Annotated in this window: 1 protein-coding gene; it reads right to left on the reverse strand. The window is 52.0% G+C overall.

The window, feature by feature from the left end; all coding sequences use genetic code 11:
* A partial coding sequence (locus AC1DEL_RS27550) for a condensation domain-containing protein (protein WP_477159247.1) occupies positions 1-1,015 on the reverse strand: 1,015 nt, incomplete at both ends.

Below are 1,015 nucleotides of genomic sequence, written 5' to 3' on the forward strand. Positions count from 1 at the left end.
GAACAGCCCCGCCTGTACAAGCGGCCCGTTCTCCAAATCCATGTTTCTCTGAAGCTCTGCGACGCGGCGTTTTATAAAACGTTCCTTTTCATCCTCATTGCCTGCCGCTTCCAAAATAGTCAGGCTGTAGAGCTGCTCATCTGGGAGGCCAGCCGGTCTGTTGAAGAGGAAAAGGCCTTTCTCTCCGTCTTTTTTGCATACAAGGCGCAAGGCATCATGATGAACGGTAATGGCTTTTAACGTCTTCCTCAAAGCCTCTTCATCAATTGCATTTGTTCTCGTCAGCATAACGGACTGATTAAAATGGTTTGCTTCCTTCATGTCCTGTGCGAAGAACCATTTTTGAACAGGCGACCACTTCACTTCTCCTTGTGCGGGAGCTTGGCTGACCGGCTGCCGCTCTGTACGGACATAAGGCGCCAGTTCTTTAATTGTCGGCCGGCTGAAAATATCTTTTACAGCGATCTGTTTTCCTGTCTGGTGTAATCGGGCCGAGACTTGCAGGGCTTTGATGGAATCGCCGCCAAGCTCAAAAAATGATTGATCCGCTGCAATGTTTTCAGTTCCGAGCACGTCGCTCCAAATCGCGGCCAATTCCTTTTCAATGGCGCTGGAAGGTTCTGTAAACACCCCTCCCGTTTGCATTTTTTTCCGCGGCTCAGGAAGCGCGCGGCGGTCAAGCTTCCCGTTCGGTGTGACCGGCAGGGCCTCAAGTGTTTCAAAGAGCGCCGGCACCATGTAAGCGGGCATTTCATTTCTGAGCGCCTGCTTCACCGTTTCGCTTTCTGTTCCTTCTTCTGTCACGATATAAGCGCATAATTCCGTTTGGCCTGCTGATGCGGACAGAGCAGTGACGGCGGCTTCTTTGACACCTTTTATGCCTGTTAAGGCGGCCTCAATTTCTTGCAGCTCCACCCGGTAGCCTCTGATTTTGACTTGCTCGTCCATTCGGCCGATATATTGCAGCGTGCCGTCCGGCAGCCATTTTGCCAGATCGCCCGTGCGGTACATGCGC

The organism is Cupriavidus sp. 10L43_2 (genome assembly GCF_056395265.1).